This is a genomic window from Marilutibacter maris (assembly GCF_006546735.2).
GTDB lineage: Bacteria > Pseudomonadota > Gammaproteobacteria > Xanthomonadales > Xanthomonadaceae > Marilutibacter > Marilutibacter maris.
On sequence record NZ_VICD02000286.1, the window covers coordinates 16,840 to 30,286 of the forward strand.

General features: G+C 68.6%; 11 protein-coding genes. 2 read left to right on the forward strand and 9 right to left on the reverse strand.

What is annotated here, in order from left to right; translation table 11 throughout:
• Window positions 1–74 precede the first annotated feature (74 nt).
• The 3 genes from FKV24_RS16420 to FKV24_RS19950 form a co-directional block, all read right to left on the reverse strand.
• Window positions 75–1,238 carry an NAD(P)-dependent alcohol dehydrogenase gene (locus FKV24_RS16420; RefSeq protein WP_141483144.1) on the reverse strand — a complete coding sequence of 388 codons (1,164 nt, stop codon included), beginning with the start codon at window positions 1,236–1,238 and terminating at the stop codon, window positions 75–77.
• Window positions 1,239–1,270: 32 nt separating this feature from the next.
• Window positions 1,271–1,624: a cyclophilin-like fold protein gene (locus tag FKV24_RS16425; protein WP_141483145.1), complete on the reverse strand. Its 354-nt coding sequence runs from the start codon at window positions 1,622–1,624 to the stop codon at window positions 1,271–1,273.
• Between the two features lie 101 nt (window positions 1,625–1,725).
• Complete coding sequence (locus FKV24_RS19950; RefSeq protein WP_170288346.1) at window positions 1,726–2,919, reverse strand: (R)-mandelonitrile lyase; 1,194 nt, start codon at window positions 2,917–2,919, stop codon at window positions 1,726–1,728.
• A gap of 333 nt (window positions 2,920–3,252) precedes the next feature.
• Here FKV24_RS19950 and FKV24_RS16435 point away from each other — a divergent pair, with 333 nt between their 5' ends.
• A complete protein-coding gene (locus tag FKV24_RS16435) occupies window positions 3,253–4,161 on the forward strand; it encodes an AraC family transcriptional regulator (protein WP_141483147.1) in 909 nt (302 codons plus the stop codon).
• A gap of 96 nt (window positions 4,162–4,257) precedes the next feature.
• On the opposite strand, the gene FKV24_RS16440 is transcribed toward FKV24_RS16435, so the two are convergent.
• From FKV24_RS16440 to FKV24_RS16450, 3 genes are all read right to left on the reverse strand, one after another.
• Complete coding sequence (locus FKV24_RS16440) at window positions 4,258–5,919, reverse strand: M56 family metallopeptidase (protein WP_141483148.1); 1,662 nt, start codon at window positions 5,917–5,919, stop codon at window positions 4,258–4,260.
• A 3-nt stretch (window positions 5,920–5,922) separates the two neighbouring features.
• Complete coding sequence (locus FKV24_RS16445) at window positions 5,923–6,309, reverse strand: BlaI/MecI/CopY family transcriptional regulator (RefSeq protein WP_111265059.1); 387 nt, start codon at window positions 6,307–6,309, stop codon at window positions 5,923–5,925.
• A 282-nt stretch (window positions 6,310–6,591) separates the two neighbouring features.
• Window positions 6,592–9,246 carry an alpha-amylase family glycosyl hydrolase gene (locus FKV24_RS16450; protein ID WP_141483149.1) on the reverse strand — a complete coding sequence of 885 codons (2,655 nt, stop codon included), beginning with the start codon at window positions 9,244–9,246 and terminating at the stop codon, window positions 6,592–6,594.
• 285 nt (window positions 9,247–9,531) lie between these two features.
• On the opposite strand from FKV24_RS16450, the gene FKV24_RS16455 reads away from it, so the two are divergent.
• A complete protein-coding gene (locus FKV24_RS16455; protein WP_141483150.1) occupies window positions 9,532–12,309 on the forward strand; it encodes a TonB-dependent receptor in 2,778 nt (925 codons plus the stop codon).
• 96 nt (window positions 12,310–12,405) lie between these two features.
• Here FKV24_RS16455 and FKV24_RS16460 read toward each other — a convergent pair whose 3' ends face one another.
• From FKV24_RS16460 to FKV24_RS16470, 3 genes are all read right to left on the reverse strand, one after another.
• Window positions 12,406–12,693: a hypothetical protein gene (locus FKV24_RS16460; protein ID WP_141483151.1), complete on the reverse strand. Its 288-nt coding sequence runs from the start codon at window positions 12,691–12,693 to the stop codon at window positions 12,406–12,408.
• Between the two features lie 132 nt (window positions 12,694–12,825).
• Window positions 12,826–13,122 (reverse strand): hypothetical protein, encoded by a 297-nt coding sequence (locus FKV24_RS16465; protein ID WP_141483152.1) that lies wholly within the window; start codon window positions 13,120–13,122, stop codon window positions 12,826–12,828.
• A gap of 96 nt (window positions 13,123–13,218) precedes the next feature.
• The coding region (locus FKV24_RS16470) for a glucokinase (protein WP_211371898.1) at window positions 13,219–13,447 on the reverse strand (229 nt) is incomplete at its 5' end.

The window sequence follows — 13,447 nt, forward strand, 5'->3', positions numbered from 1 at the left end:
CGGGATTGCGGCGGTTCCGCCGCGTGCACGGTCGATCAGCGCGGTCGATCAGCGCGGTCGATCAGCGCGGTCGATCAGATCGTCGCCGCGTCGATCACATAGCGATAGCGTGCCTGCTTGTCGACGACGCTCCGCCAGGCCTCGTTGATCTGTTCGGCCGTGATGACCTGGATCTTCGGCAGGATCCCGTTGTCGGCGCAGTAGTCGACCACTTCCTGCGTCTCCTTCATGCCACCGATCAGCGAGGCATTGAAGTTGACCCGGTTCGACGCCAACCCGAGCGCGCTCAACGTCACTTCGAACCGCTCCGGCATCCCGACCTGGGTGAAGGTACCGAAGGGCCTGACCACCGAGGCATAGGCGGCGACGTCGTACTGGACCGGGATCGTGGAGATCATGTAGTCCAGCTTCGCGGCATACGGCTTCAGCTTGCCGGGGGCGTCGACGACGATGGCCTCCTTGGCGCCGAAGGCGAGGATGTCGTCGACCTTGTCGGACGAGGTCGTGAAGGCATAGACCTCCGCCCCCTTCGACACCGCGAGCTTGATCGCCATGTGGCCGAGCCCGCCGATGCCGGCGACGCCGACCTTGTCGCCCTTCTTGAGGTCGAACTTCATCAGCGGGGAGTACGTGGTGATCCCGGCGCACAGCAGCGGTGCGGCCTCCTTGAGACCGATGTGCTCGGGAATATGGACGGCGAAGTGTTCCTTCACGACGATGTTCGTCGAGTAGCCACCCTGCGAAATCCCGGTCGGCGAGCTCGCCTCCGGATAGCCGTAGGTGAAGACGGTATCGGGGCAGTACTGCTCCTCGCCCTGCTTGAAGCTCTCGCATTCGGGATTGCTGTCGACCATGCAGCCGACACCGGCGCGGTCGCCGACCTTGAACCGGGTGACGTTCCTGCCGACCGCCGACACCACGCCGACGATCTCGTGGCCCGGCACCTGCGGATACTGCTGCGGCCCCCAGTGCCCTTTCATCTGGTGAATGTCGGAATGACAGATGCTGGCGTACTTGATGTCGATCAGGACATCGTCGTCACCGACCGGGCGGCGCTCGAACTCCCACGGCACCAGCGTGCCCGAGGTGTCGACGGCGGCATAGCCCTTCGATCTGATGTTGGACGCGGGGCCGGTTCCGGCAAGCAGCTCCATCGGACTGCTCATCAGCAGTCCACCCCCGGTCAGGGCGGACAGCGCCATGAACTCACGACGGCCGGGATCGTTCGTATCGGACATGAGGATTCTCCGTTGGGATGTGGTGCGGGTGGCTAGCCGACGGCTTCGATGCGGACGGATGCGCCGGTATCGGCGAGCAGCGCATCGATCGGTTCGTCGAAGGCACCGAGACGTACCAGTCCATTGGACGACTGATACGGTTTGTAGAAGACCGCGAGGTTGCCCCAGGGCGCGTAGTAGGTGATGTCGCCCGCCTTCGGGGCATAGCGGGCCGCGGCCCCGCCGGCGTCGAGCCGGCGCGGCAGGTCGGCGACCCTTTCGGTCGCGTTGAAGTCGCGGAGCGTGAGCTCGAGCGGCAGCAGCGCGGCGAAGTCGCGCGCCACCGCGGTATCGTCGAGGTGCGCGCGCAGCGTCTTCGCGCCGGCAATCACTGCAATTGGAATCATCGCCAACTCCTTCGTTGGATTGTGTCCGGTGCGTGCCGGCAGCGGTCCGGCCGACGGCTCGGGCCTGCTCCGGATACGCCGGGGAAACAGGACCTGGCGGACTAGTCCTTCGGCGGCGGCACGGCCTTGAGCGCCGCCGCCATCCTGTCCGCCTCGACCCTGCCCACGGTTTCGTCCAGGACCGCGGCGATATCCGCAAGCTGCGCTTCGGTGATACCCACGTTGCGCGATATCGCGACATGCGACCGGAGCTGGGAATCGACGCCTTGCATGCCAGCCAGCGCCGACACGGTCGCGATCTCCCTCGCCGGGTGGTCGAGCACGCCACGTGCGAACAGGTCGCCGAAGAGATGACGCTGCAACAACTGGTTCATGCCGGGCGCGAAGTCGAACAACGGACCGGCCACCGGTCGCCCGACCAGCCGGGTCTGCACGGCTTCTCCGAGCTCGCGACTGGCGCCGTCCGCCGGGAACGGTTCGGGATCCGGTCCCACCGGATCGTTCCTGCCGGCGGCCCTGCGCGCATCGGCGACCGCCATCAGGGTGGCGACACCATTGAGCGCGCGGGGAAATCCGGCATAGGCATAGAGATGGGTCTGGACTTCCCTGATCTCATTCACGCTCAGACCCGCATCCAGGCCCGACGCGATAGCGACCTTGAGCGATTCCAGATCGCCATTGGCGGTGAACGCCGCAATCGGAACGATGGCCCGGCTCGTTGCGGGCAACGCGGGCGCCGCGGCCGGCGCCGACGCTTCGGGCGCGCGGCCGGAGCGGTAGACCTCGTCGCCGACCTGCTCCTTCCACTCGACATTCTTTCCATCGCGGGTACCGGTCAGCACCAGATGCGTCATCGGCGCTTCTTCGGTCGCTCCATGCCAATGATCGATCCCGGGCGGGCACCAGACCACCTCACCCGGCCCGAACTCGACAACCTTTCCATCGCGGGTGCCGGTCAACGCGCGGCCATCGGTGACGATCATGTGCTGACCGCCCGGATGACGGTGCCATGCAGTCCTCGCGCCCGGCTGGAAGGTGACGTAAGCGCCCGAGAACGGCGTGTCCGCCGTGGTCGGAAACAACAGCCTGACCTGGACATCGCCGGTGAAGAACTCATCGGAGCCCGGCACGACTTGCTGGGCCTCCGCCGGATACAGGGTCTGCATGGGATCCTCCGCATTGGCGAGGTGAACGGGCGCGGCCGCCAGCCCGCACAACCCCAGGAGCAGACTCCGGAAGCAGGGCCTATCGGGTTTCATTTCCGCTTCTCCATGCCGCGCCTGGACTTCGAGCATCCACTGTAGTGAGCGGCCCCTCCCGAGGGTTAGAACACTTCTCCTCAATCCTTGCCCATTCCTACGCGACCATCTATTTTCAGAACAGATGCAACGCTTTTGCCGGCATACGCAGACCGGTTCAATCGAACATGGAAATGATGGCGGACGGCTAGCGACATGCTGGCCCGATACTTCGCATTGCTTGCCTGATTCTGTTGAAGTCGGCCATATCGTCTCGCGTGCTCCTGGCCGGGTGCTAACCTCAGACATGCCGAAGCCAAGCCACCCTGGAACCCGATCACGGTCAAAACCCGTGGCCAGAAACCAATGGCTTTCCAGCAAGAGGCGCCCATGAAGGAAAAGATCGCCCCGCCTGCGGATCTCGGATCACGGATTGCCCGATGGACCTCGGGCCTGAACCGTCTCGACACGACGATCCCGGGCCTGACCTTCCATCGCTGGGAAACCCCGACCGAGCCGACCAGCTATATGTTGCCGTCCAGCATTTGCCTGATTGGCCAGGGACGGAAGCGGCTGTTCCTGGGCAAGGAGACCTACATCTACGACGCCAACCGCTTCCTGATCACCGCCGTCGATCTGCCGGTGGTGTCGCAGATCCTGGAAGCAAGCGCGGACGCGCCCTACCTTGGCCTGACGCTCGAGCTCGACCTCCGGCTGATCGCCCAGCTCATGGTTTCCGGCGACATGCCGCCCAGCCGGACGCCCAAGGCGCAGCTGGGAATCGCGGTCAGCGAGGTTCCCCCGTCGCTGCTCGACGCGTTCAACCGCCTGATCGATCTCATGGAGCAGCCCGACGACATCGCGGCCTTGGCGCCGCTGATCAAACAGGAGATCTTCTACCGACTGCTGACCGGTACCCAGGGCCCGCTGCTGCGGAGAATCGGCACGGTCGGCAACCATGGTTATCAGGTTTCCCGCGCCATCGACTGGCTGAAGAGCAATTTCTCGAAGCCCATGAAGGTGGAGGACCTGGCAAACCGGGCCGGCCTGAGCCTGTCTGCATTCCACACCCACTTCCGCGCGATCACCGCATTGAGCCCGCTCCAGTTCCAGAAGCGGATGCGCCTGAACGAGGCGCGCAGGCTGATGCTCACCGAACACATGGACGCCTCCGGAGCCGCCTTCAAGGTCGGCTACGAAAGCCCATCCCAGTTCAGCCGCGAATACAGCCGCTATTTCGGTGCACCGCCGACGCGCGACATCAAGAACCTGGCCGAAACGTCCACGATCCAACGCTGAACACGTAGCCGCCTATCGGTAAACAACAAGCCCCGGACGCCTTCCAGCATCCGGGGCCCAGTTATGACGGCTTGAATGCCGCCACTCTGCGCCGACTCAGAGCCGCTTGGCGGCGCCGCTGGCCAGGGCGTTCTCCAGCAGGCGCCGCACGCCCTCCTCGGCACGGCGGCTGGCTTCGGCCTGGCGGGCACCGAGCTCGCTCTGCTGGCGGCCCAGCTCGGCCTGGCGCTGGCCCAGTTCGCGCTGGCGGGCGCCGAGTTCCTGCTGGCGGGCGCTGATCTCGGCCCGCTCCTCGCGCTTGGCGTCGGCACGGCGGCCGGCGCCTTCGCGGGCACGCCGGGCGGTTTCCAGCGACAGCTCGGCCTGGCGCATGCCCAGCTCGCCCTGCTCCTGGCCCAGCCGGCCCTGTTGCTCGCCGAGGCGGCCCTGGCGGTCGCCCAGCTCGCGCTGCTGGCGGCCCAGTTGTTCGACCGGTTCGTACAGCGCATCGAAGCGGCGCAGCAGGGCCGGATCGCTGATCAGGTAACGGGCATCGCCCTGCCGCAGCCACAGCCCCTCGTCGCCGTTGGCGACCGTGCGGCGCGCCTCGCGCAGATCGCCGATGGCGCCGTTGACGATGGCGGTCTCGTTGCCGTTGCGGAAGCGCACGTAGGCACGGGCGGGGTTGTCGCCGGACAGGTGCAACTGCCCGTGGACGACCTCGTCGGCATCGGTCACGGTGGTGGTGGTCGCGGTGGTGGTGGCAGTAGCGGTGGTGGCGAGCGCGGCCGTCGGCAGGGCGTCGGCGGACGCGGCGACCAGGCGCAGCGGCATCACCCCGACGAGGGCGACCAGCGACAGCAGCGCGATGGCGCCTGCGCGCGGGACGGGGGAGGCGTTCTGCAGCATGGTGAGTCTCCTCTTGAGGCTGTGGAAGGTGGGCGAGGCGCTGGCCAGCCCGGGTTGCGGAGAAGGCGCGGTGCCCAGCCGCAGCAGCAGGCGGCCGTAGTCGTGGCGGGCGCGTCCGGCATCGCCGACGACGGCGGCGTCGCAGGCGGCTTCGCGGGCGATGCCGTACTCGCGCACCGCCAGGTGCAGCAATGGATGGAAGAAGAACAGGTGGCGGGCCACGGTCGGCACCCAGCCCCACCACAGGTCGCCGCGGCGCAGGTGCGCCAGCTCGTGGGTCAGCGCCATGTCGAGTTCATTCGCGTCCAGCGCGGTGCCGGCCGGCAGCAGCAGCACCGGCCGCCAGGCACCGACCAATTGCGGCGAGCCGATCCGTTCCGACACGCGCAGTTCCGGCGCATCGCGCAGGCCGTGGGCCTCGGCCGCCAGCATCAATGCCTGCACCAGCGCGACGTCGCGGCAGGGCACCGACGCCTGGAGCAGTGCGCGGCTGCGGCGCCAGTCGCGCCAGGTCGCCGCGGCCATCACCAGCACTCCGGCCAGCCACAAGGCGACGACGATGGTCTGCCAGGACGGCGCCAGCCAGGTCGTCGGGGTCGCCACCGGCAACGCGGCGACATCACCGGTTGCCACGGCCGGCACCGCCAGCACCGAGGGGGCCGCCGCCGACGGCAGCCAGGGCAATTCCAGCGGGCTGAGGAACAGGCCCAGCAAGGCCTGCAGGGCGACCAGCCACCACAGCCAGCACTGGCTGGCGGCGGGCAGCCGCGGCAGCAGACGGCACAGGCTCCAGACCACGGCGACCAGCAGCGCGGTCTGCACGCCGGTCGCCAGCAGGCGCTCCAACCAGGAAGCGAGCAGGGTATCCATCGATCAGTCCTCCGAGCGCCGGGTCTGCAACTGCGCGACCAGCGCTTCGAGTTCGGCGAGCTCCTCGTCGCTGACCTCGCCGCGCTTGGACATCCAGGCCACGAACGGGCTGACCGAACCGTGCAGGGTCTTCTCGACGAAGCGGCCGACCGCGCCCTGCACCACGTCGTCCTCGCCGGCGGTGGCGGAATAGCCGTAGCGGCCGTCGACGCGGCGGCGCTTCAGATAGCCCTTGCCGCGCAGGCGCTCCATCATCGTCAGCACGGTCGAACGCGCCAGCCCGTGGGCCTCGCCGAAGCCGGCGGCGACCTCGGCCACCGAGGCCTCGCCGCGTTGGCCGATGTACTGCAGCAGGGCCAGTTCCTGGCCGCCGATGCTCCTGGCTTGCATGGTCCCGCGCCTCCGCCTGGATGACTACATGTGTAGTCACACTAGGATTGACTACAGATGTAGTCAAGCATGACCGATGGCAGGGGTGCTGTTTTCGCGCGGACTATCGACCGCGTGCCGTCGACTGCATGCCGTCGACCGCGCGCCGACGACAGCGTGCCGACGGTCCTGCCCCGACCCGCTGGGATGCGGCGGCGGACGGGCCAGCTACGGACGGGCAGGTTGCGTGGCGGCCGATCCGACGCGGCGACCGGACCCCGCCGCCGCTCAGGGCCGGGGGCGCTATTCCAGTGTCACTTCGATCGCATCCATCACCCTGGGCGACTGCGCATCGCCGCCGCCGAAGCGCATCGGCCCGGCCTCGGGAGCGAGCGGGCGGTAGCCGCCGTCGTAGTCCCAGGTGGTGATGTACAGGACGGCGCCGGCCAGGTCGGCGGGCGAGGCGAACGCGGTCGCCGGGAAGATCGCGGTGATGGTGGCGGCGCCGCGGTCGACCGCGATCGTCGGCACCGGGGTGACCGCCGCCCCCTCGTTGTCGGCATCGGCGCCGTCGGCGGTCGTGAGCGCGTTCGACCAGCCGTGTGCGCGCCAGCGGTAGTGCCAGCGGCGGCCGTCGGGCAGGCGCGCCTGCTGCTGCGGCATCGCCGTGGCGCCGCCATCGCGACCGGGCAGCGACAGATAGGCGGTGAACGCGACATGGTCGAAGCCGTTGGCCGGGTGCCAGGCTTCGCTGATATCGGCCATCGTGATCTCGACCCGCAGCGCGCCATCGGCGCTCCAGGCGCGGATGCGACGGATGTCGGCCGGGCGCAGCGCGCGCCAGCCGGGCCCGGTCGGATAGACGTAGCCACCGTCGGGGCCGGTGTCGTCGCCGGCCGGGTCGTCGCGTTCGGCCCGCAAGCGCCAGTCCAGGGCGACGCGGAACTCGCCGGCGGCACTGCTCGCACCGCGGCCCGGGTCATGGGCGACCACGCGGTGGATGGTCGCCGGGTCGATCATCGCGTCGCTGCGGACCCGCGCCCGCCAGCGGCCGTCGGCGGCCACCGTCACCGTCTGCGCGCTGCCGAGGTCGCCGTCGATCACCAGTTGCAGGCGTCGCGAACCCGGCGCTTCGCCGTGGACCTCGAAGTCGCCGCGCAACGGCGCCGTCGGCAGCGGGTCCAATCGCGGTGCGCTGGCGGGAGCTTCGACTGCGGACGCCGCCACAGCCGCCTCCACCCGCCACACCTCGCCGCTGCGCGGCGGCAGCACCAGGCTCAGCGCGCCGTCCGCGCCGACGTCGAGGTCGCGCGGATCGCCGTCGATCGCGAACACCCCGCGCAACCGCGTCCCCGGCGCCAGCCCGGTATCGAGCCGATCCAGCAGCACCGGGGTGTCGGCGCTGTTGAGCACGACCAGGGCGCGGCCGTCGCCGCCGTCCATGCGCCAGGCGATCGCGCCCGAGCGCGCGGCGTTGGCGGTCAATACCGTCGGTCGGCCGCGCGAGAACGCGCGATTGCCGCGACGCAACGCGATCGCGCGTTGTAGGTAGCGGTACAGCGGCGCATCGGTGGCGAAGTGGTCGCGGCCGCCGCTGCCGTGACCGGCGGCGAACATCGACGGGCGCTGCGTGGCGAAGCCCTGCTCGGTGCCGTAATAGATCACCGGGATGCCGGGCAGGGTCAGCATCGCCAGCAGCGCCTGCTTCAGCCCGGCCTCGCTGCCGCCGGCCAGGAAACGGTCGACATCGTGGTTGTCGACGAAGCTCGGCATCCGCCACGGATCGGCGTGCAGCGCCATCATCGAGTCGATCCGGTAGGCCAGTTCGGCACTGGGACGGCCGCGCGCGAACACCTCGCCGAGGCTGCCGTACAGCGGGAAGTTGATCATCGACGGCAGCCCGCCCGGGGTCCGCATGTAGCCATCGAGCTTGCGCGCCTGCGCGTCGGCGAAGGCCTTGTCGCTGCCGAAACCCTCACCGAACGCGAGGAAGTCGTCGCGACCGGTGGCGGCGGCGACGCGGGCGACGCCCGGCGCTTGCGGGTCGTCGGCATGCAGGAAGTCGGCGAAGAAGTCCGCGGGCACGTGGAAGGCGGTGTCGACCCGGAACGCATCCACCCCGACCTCGCGTATCCAGCGGCCATAGCTCTCGCGCAGCGCGCGCCGCACCGCCGGGTGCTCCGTGTTCAGGTCGTCCAGGTCGGCCAGCTGGCCGTCGAGTTCCTGGCGCCGGTCGGTGTAGTCGGCGATCGGCGCGGTCCAGTGGTAGGTCGCGGCGGCGCGGTCCCCGGCATCGGCAGGGTCGTTGCGGTCGAACGGCGGCTGCGCCGGCGCCATTCTGCCTTGAGGATCGCTGCGCAGATGGCAGCGCGCGGCGGCGGTATCGGCCGCACCGGAACGGTCGCAGGCGATCCAGTCGCCGGTATGGTTCACCACCACGTCCTGGATCAGGTACATGCCGCGCGCGTGCACCCCCCGCGACAGCGCGCGGTAGTCGTCGAGGCGACCGTAGTGGGGGTCGACCGCGGAGAAGTCGCTGGCCCAGTAGCCGTGATAGCCGCTGAAGCTGCGCGACGGGTTCAGCCACTGGTTGGCGACCGGCGGGGTGATCCACAGCGCCGTCGCGCCGAGCCCGCGGATGTAATCCAGGCGCCGGTTCAGCCCGCGCAGGTCGCCGCCGCTGTAGCGGCCGCCGTCGGCGGGGTCGTACTCGCCGAGGCCCTGGTCGTTGTTGGACGGGTCGCCGTCGTCGAAGCGGTCGACCATGGCGAAGTAGACGACCTGGTCGCGCCAGTCCGGCGAGGCGACATGCAATTTGCCGGCATGCAGCTCACCGGCATGCAAGTCGTCGGCACGCGGTTCGCCGGCGCTGACCGGCACCGTCGCCGACACCATTGCCAGCGCGGCCAGCCACGCGAGCGACGACGGCAGCGGCCTGGATTTGGATCGATCCTGCATGACATCCCCCGTCGCGGCACCGAGGTCACATGTTCCCCGCCGCCGCCACCGCGGCGCGAGTGCAAACGTCTGCAACTTCAGTGAATACGTTTGCAACGTCCATTGTGCAGCTGCACCCGCGTCTACTATCGCCCCACGCCAGATTCCGGAGCGGCCCGAACGCCGGCTCCGTGGTGCCGCCGGGGGCGGCGTCCGAGGCGTTTTTCGGGCCTGCCGGGACAAGGACGCACAGACGTCCGCCGTTCGAACCACCGGCGGCCAACACCAACCGTGTGGAGGGGAAGCATGTTGCAACTCAGGCGTAATCTACTCAGCGTGGCGCTGGCATCGGCGGCCGCGCTGATGGCGACGGGCGTGCACGCACAGTCCGCCGCCGAGCCTGCCAACGATCAGGAAACCGGCAACGACGCGTCGGCGCAGACGTCCGACACCACCACGCTCGACAGCGTGGTCGTCACCGGCATCCGCGCCGGCATCGAAAGCGCGATCTCGTCGAAGAAGGAGTCGACCTCGATCGTCGAGGCGATCTCGGCCGAGGACATCGGCAAGCTGCCTGACATCAGCATCGCCGAGTCGCTCGCCCGCCTGCCCGGCCTGGCCGCGCAACGCGTCGCCGGCCGCGCGCAGGTGATCAGCGTGCGCGGCCTGTCGCCGGACTTCGCGACCACCCTGCTCAACGGCCGCGAGATGGTCAGCACCGGCGACAACCGCAGCGTCGAGTTCGACCAGTACCCCTCCGAGCTGTTCAACAGCGTCACCATCTACAAGACCCCGGACGCGGCGCTGATCGGCCAGGGCCTGTCGGGCACGATCGACATGCGTACCGTGCGCCCGCTCAGCCACAGCGAGCCGGTGATCTCGATCGGCGGCCGCTACCAGCGCAACTCGCTGGGCTCGGCGGCCAATGCCGACGACGACGGCAACCGCTTCAACGCCAGCTACATCGACCAGTTCGCCGACAACACCTTCGGCTTCGCGATCGGCTACTCGCACTCCGAGACGCCGATCCAGGAGAACCAGGTCGGCCTGTACGAGCCGTGGAAGCAGGTCAGCGACGGCGAGCGGCCGGGTGTCGCTGGGGGTACGTGGTACTCCGACGGCATCAAGGCGCTGCGCCGCACCGGCGAGACCGAGCGCGACGGCGTGATGGCGACCCTGCAGTACCGCCCGTCCAATGCCTGGAACAGCACTCTCGACCTGTTCTACTCCAAGGCCGAGCAGGTCGACACCGCCAACCAGTTCGAGGTCAACCTGGGCAACTACAACGGCAACTACACGCCGGGCCTGGACATCCTCGACCCCGAGATCAACGGCAACGGCACCTTCACCGGCGGCACCGTGACCGGCGTGTACCCGCTGGTGCGCGGCATGTACAACAAGCGCGAGGACAAGATCCGCGCGTTCGGCTGGAACAACGAGTTCAACGTCGGCATGGTGCAGTTGGTCGCCGACGTCAGCTACTCCAAGGCCACCCGCGACGAGATCAACCTGGAGAACAACACCCAGCTGGCGCCGATGCCGCAGTTGGACAGCCTGCGCCTGGACTACTCCAACCGCGACTTCTCGCAGATCGTGCCCGGACTGGACTACTCCAATCCCGGTGCGCTGTTCCTGACCAACACCATCTACGGCTCCGGCTACGGCAAGGTGCCGCAGGTCGAGGACGAGCTGCGCGGCTACCGCTTCGCCGCGCTGATGCCGGCGCCGCAGGCACTGAGCTGGCTCTCCGACATCGAGGTCGGCATCAACTACTCCGATCGCGAGAAGAACAAGCGCCAGCCCGAGGGCAACATCCTGCTCGGCGCTCAGGGCGACACCACCATCGCCGACGACCTGCAGTACGGCCTGGTCGACCTGGGCTTCGCCGGCATCGGCCGGATCCCGACCTGGAACGTGCCCGGCGCGGTCTCGCGCTACATGGTGTTCAACCCGACCGAGGACGCCTCCTACCTGGTGTCCAAGGCGTGGACGGTCAACGAGAAGATCACCACCGGCTACGTGCAGGCCGACATCAACACCCAGTGGGGCTCGGTGCCGGTGCGCGGCAACATCGGCGTCCAGCTCCAGCACACCGACCAGTCCTCCAACGCGAACTACTGGGACGGCACCCAGCCGGCTGGCAGCAACGTGCGACCGTTCGAGGACGGCAAGACCTACACCGACGTGCTGCCGAGCCTGAACCTGGCGTTCGAGTTCGAGCACGAGCAGACCCTGCGCGTCGCCCTGGCGCGCCAGCTGGCGCGCGCCCGCGTCGACCAGATGCGCGCCGCGCTGGAGTTCGGCGTCGACAGCTCGACCGGCCGCCCCGGCGCCAGCGGCGGCAACCCGCGCCTGGACCCGTGGAAGGCCAACGCGCTGGACATCTCCTACGAGAAGTACTTCGGCAACCGCGCCTATGTCGCTGCCGCCTACTTCTACAAGGACCTGCGCAGCTACATCTTCACCGAGACCCGTGACGGCTACGACTTCAGCGAACTGGTCGCCGACTACGTGCCGCCGCCGGGCTCGCCCCCGGCGCAGACCACCGGCAACTTCACCGCGCCCTACAACGGCAAGGGTGGCAGCCTGCAGGGCCTGGAGCTGAGCGCCTCGCTGCCGCTGGACCTGCTGTGGGAGCCGCTGCAGGGCTTCGGCATCATCGCCAGCGCCAGCTTCAACGACAGCAACATCAAGATCCGCGATCCCGAAAGCGCGTCCAGCGTGGGCGACGGCGACATCAGCCTGCCGGGCCTGTCGGACGAGGTGTACAACCTGACCGCCTACTTCGAGCGCAACGGCTTCGAGGCGCGGGTCAGCCAGCGCAAGCGTTCGGACTTCATCGGCGAGATCGGCAACTTCGCCGGCAACCGCACGCTGCGCTACGTGGTCGGCGAGGACATCATCGACGCCCAGGTCAGCTATACCTTCCCCGAAGGCAGCCGCCTGGGCGGCGTCAGCCTGCTGCTGCAGGCGCAGAACCTGACCAACTCGCCGTACCAGACCTACGCCGCCAGCAAGGACCGGCCGCTGGAGTACATCGAGTGGGGCCGCACCTACCTGTTCGGCGTCAACGTCAAGTTCTGACCTCGAGCGCGCGGATGCCCCCAGCGGGCATCCGCCGCGGACAGCACCCACCGATATCCCTGCCCCGCCGGCCTCCGGCGGGGTTTTTTTGTGGCGTCAGCGGCCGTGGATACGGCGGATCAGGCGCCAGCCCCTCCGGGCAAAGGAATGAACGGCAAGCACCGTCATCACCAGCATGCAAAGGATGACCGAGACGATCGCCAGCCCCATCAGGAACAGTGCGAACAGGAACAGCCAGTCCTGTTCCGCCATCCGACCGATGAACCCCAGGACGAAGGCGAGCACTGCGACCCCGACGGCCGCGAACGCATATCCCAGCACCCGGTAGTAGAGAGGGTCTTCGCGCCTCATATGCGACGCGATCAGGGCAAACAGCGATCTCATGCGCGGCCCCTCGATGGCAGCGACCGCACCGCCGTGCCCGGACCGGCACGCCGCCTTTCCGGCATCGCAACGAGCCCGCTCAACCACCACCTCACGGTTGCAAGCGTTCGAGCAGATCGCCCATTCGCTCTCTCACGTTCGGCTCGGCCGCGTTCCGGCAGACGCGGCACGACGCGCGCGCCGTCCACTCCGGAACTCGCATATGTGCCCCAGGATCAGGCCCAACAGACAGGCGGACGCCGCGAGCCAGGCCCCGAACCCGCCTATCGCGTCCTCGGGCAGGATCAGACACCCTTTGAACACGAACAGGACCCAGGCAACCGGGAATACGATCGTCCAGCCGCGCCCCAGGCGGGCATGCATGCGCAGCAGCCCGAAGGCCACCGCCAACGCCACCGCGCAGATCACCATGACAATCCCATTGTCCATGCCTGCCTCCTGCATCCTGCGTGCCCAGCCGACAGTGGTGCATGCCGACGGCGACCGCCGCATCTTCGCACGGAGCGAAGACCGAACCGGCAGCGCTCAGCCGTTCGAACGTCCCCGCATCGACATCGCCGCGCCGAGCAGGCCCGGGTAGGGGTGGGTGATCGCCTGCACGGCGATCGCTTCCAGGTAGGCGACGAAGCGGCCCTTGGCGAGGAAGCGCTCGCGGAACGCGCTGCTGCGCAGGAACGGCAGGAAGCGCGGCACCATGCCGCCGGCGATGGTCACGCAGCGCGCGCCGTGGACCAGGGCGACGTCGCCGGCGACG